Origin of the sequence: Vibrio sonorensis (genome assembly GCF_001854765.1) — a bacterium.
Classification (GTDB): Bacteria; Pseudomonadota; Gammaproteobacteria; order Enterobacterales; family Vibrionaceae; genus Vibrio; species Vibrio sonorensis.
This window is the reverse complement of sequence record NZ_LJJE01000107.1, coordinates 1-2,655: the sequence shown is the minus strand read 5'-3', so window position 1 is coordinate 2,655 and position 2,655 is coordinate 1. Positions and strand designations below refer to the sequence as shown.

Below are 2,655 nucleotides of genomic sequence, written 5' to 3'. Positions count from 1 at the left end.
GTGACCATCGGCGCTGAACCAGAGCTAGTGATTGCGGCCGACGAAGCCATCACCGATGCCGATGGTAATGCGGTCACTGTTAACAACAAGGAACTGGAAGCGGTCACCACTGACAGCGGAAACCTAGTGACAACCTCTGACGGCAATATCATTGTCGATGTGATTAACCCCAACACCGATCAGCCAACTGGTGAAAAAGGTGCCTTGGTAATCGACGAGCAAGGTCAAGCCAGCCTCGCACCGCTGCCACAAGTGTTGGTCAATGACGAAGGCGTTGTGATTAACGGCAACGGCGATGTGGTCACTGGTTCAAACGGTGAAACTTATCGCCCTAACTACGATGATGACGGCGCGCTTATCACAGACGCAACGGGTCATTTGGTATTGGATGTACAACGTCCAGACGGCAGTGTGGATAGCAACGGCGCCACAATGCAGATGGCTGACAATGGCACCGTGACTATCGGCGCTGAACCAGAGTTAGTAATTGAGGCCGACGAAGCCATCACCGATGCCGATGGCAATGCGGTCACTGTCAACAACAAGGAACTAGAAGCGGTCACCACTGACAGTGGAGATCTAGTAACAACCCCTGATGGTAATATAATTGTTGATGTAATTAACCCGAACACCGATCAGCCAACTGGCGAAAAAGCTGTCTTGGTGATCGACGAGCAAGGTCAAGCCAGCCTCGCACCACTGCCAGAAGTGTTGGTCAATGACGCTGGTTTCGTGATTAACGGCAATGGCGATGTGGTAGCAGGCGAAAACGGTGAAACTTATCGCCCTAACTACGATGATGACGGCACGCTAATCACAGACGCAGCGGGTGATCTGGTGCTGGATGTACAACGTCCAGACGGCAGTGTGGATAACAATGGCGCCACAATGCAGATGGCTGACAATGGCACCGTGACCATTGGCGCTGAACCAGAGCTAGTGATTGAAGCCGACGAAGCCATCACCGATGCCGATGGTAAAGCGATCACCGTTAATAACAAGGAGCTGGAAGCGGTCACCACTGACAGCGGAGACCTAGTAACAGCCCCTGACGGCAATATCATTGTCGATGTAGTTAACCCGAACACCGATCAGCCAACTGGCGAAAAAGGTGTGTTGGTAATCGACCAGCAAGGTCAAGCCAGTCTAGCGCCACTGCCAGAAGTGTTGGTCAATGACGCTGGTGTGGTGATTAACGGCAACGGCGATGTGGTCACAGGCGCTAGCGGTGAAATTTATCGCCCTAACTACGATGATGACGGCACGCTTATCACAGACGCAGCGGGTGATCTGGTGCTGGATGTGCAACGTCCAGACGGCAGTGTCGATAACAATGGCGCCACAATGCAGATGGCAGACAATGGCACCGTGACCATCGGCGCTGAGCCAGAGCTAGTGATTGAAGCCGACGAAGCCATTACCGATGCCGATGGCAATGCGGTCACTGTCAACAACAAACAAGTCGAAGCGGTCACTACTGACAGCGGAGACCTAGTAACAACCTCTGACGGCAATATCATTGTCGATGTGATTGACCCCAACACCAATCAGCCAACTGGCGAAAAAGGTGTGTTGGTAATCGACGAACAAGGTCAAGCCAGCCTGATGCCGCTGCCACCAGTGTTGGTCAACGACGAAGGCGTTGTGATTGACAGTGACGGCAATAAGGTAACGGTAACTCAAAATGGCAATGACCAAGAAGTCACGCCTGTCACAACCAATAATGGTAAGTTGGTAACAACTCCTGACGGTCACATCATTGTCGATGTGATTGACCCCAATACCAATCAACCGACTGGCAACAAAGGTGCCTTGGTAATCGACGAGCAAGGTCAAGCCAGCCTCACACCGCTACCACAAGTGTTGGTCAATGACGCTGGTGTAGTGATTAACGGCAATGGCGAGGTGGTAACAGGCGAAAACGGTGAAACTTATCGCCCTAACTATGATGATAACGGTGCGCCTATCACGGACGCTGCGGGTCATTTGGTAATGGATGTACAACGTCCAGACGGCAGTGTAGACAACAACGCCGCCACAATGCAGATGGCTGACAATGGCACCGTCACCATAGGCGCTGAGCCAGAGCTGGTGATTGAGGCCGATGAAGCCATCACCGATGCCGATGGTGATGCAGTCACTGTTAACAACAAGGAACTGCAAGCGGTCACAACTGACGGCGGAGATCTAGTAACAACCCCTACCGGCAATATCATTGTCGATGTGATTGACCCGAACACCGATCAGCCGACTGGCGAAAAAGGTGTCTTAGTAATCGACGAGCAAGGTCAAGCCAGTCTGGCACCACTACCAGAAGTGTTGGTCAATGACGCTGGTTTCGTGATTAACGGCAATGGCGATGTGGTCACTGGTTCAAACGGTGAAATTTACCGCCCTAACTACGATGATGACGGCGCGCCTATCACAGACGCTGCGGGTCATTTGGTTTTGGATGTACAGCGTCCAGACGGTAGTGTGGATAACAATGGCGCCACAATGCAGATGACAAGCGACGGCAGTGTCACCATTGGCGCTGAACCAGAGCTAGTGATTGAAGCCGATGAAGCCATTACCGATGCCGATGGTAATGCGGTCACTGTTAACAACAAGGAACTAGAAGCGGTCACCACTGACGGTGGAGATCTAGTAATAACT

1 protein-coding gene is annotated in these 2,655 nt (G+C 52.1%); it reads left to right on the top strand.

Translation table 11 applies throughout. From position 1 onward, the window contains the following. Positions 1-2,655: hypothetical protein (locus BLO31_RS23940; RefSeq protein ID WP_175443258.1), on the top strand; the 2,655-nt coding region annotated here is incomplete at both ends.